Source organism: Streptomyces sp. AC627_RSS907 (assembly GCF_019049165.1).
This window is the reverse complement of sequence record NZ_JAGMUE010001046.1, coordinates 1-645: the sequence shown is the minus strand read 5'-3', so window position 1 is coordinate 645 and position 645 is coordinate 1. Positions and strand designations below refer to the sequence as shown.

Here is a 645-nt window from a genome sequence, read left to right as displayed (position 1 = left end):
GTCGTGGTCCGCGACGTGCGGCTGCCGCGCACGCTGCTCGGCCTGCTGGTGGGCGCCGGCCTCGGCCTGGCCGGCGCGGTGATGCAGGCCCTGACCCGCAACCCGCTCGCCGAGCCCGGCATCCTCGGCGTCAACGCCGGCGCCAGCGCCGCCGTCGTCTCCGCCATCAGCTTCCTCGGCATCACCTCGCCGACCGGGTACGTCTGGTTCGCGTTCCTGGGCGCCGCGGTCGTCTCCGTGCTCGTGTACGCGCTCGGCGGCAGCCGCGGCGCGACGCCGGTGCGGCTCGCGCTCGCCGGGACGGCGGTCACCGCCGCCCTCTTCGGGTACGTGCAGGCCGTGCAGCTCCTGGACTCGGCCGCGCTGAACACGATGCGCTTCTGGACGGTCGGCTCGCTCGCCGCCGCCAACGAGGACGTGCTCAGCCAGGTGGCGCCCTTCCTCGCGGCCGGCGCCCTGCTCGCGCTCGCCCTGGGCCGGCCCCTGAACGCCATCGCGCTCGGCGACGACGCGGCCCGCGCCCTGGGCGCGCGGCTGAACCGCACCCGCGTCCTCGCCGTGCTCGCCATCACCCTGCTGTGCGGCGCGGCCACCGCGGCCTGCGGCCCGATCGCCTTCGTCGGCCTCCTCGTGCCACACCTGGTC

1 protein-coding gene is annotated in these 645 nt (G+C 76.7%); it reads left to right on the top strand.

The window, feature by feature from the left end; genetic code table 11:
• Positions 1-645: iron ABC transporter permease (locus KUM32_RS40175; RefSeq protein ID WP_217146648.1), on the top strand; the 645-nt coding region annotated here is incomplete at both ends.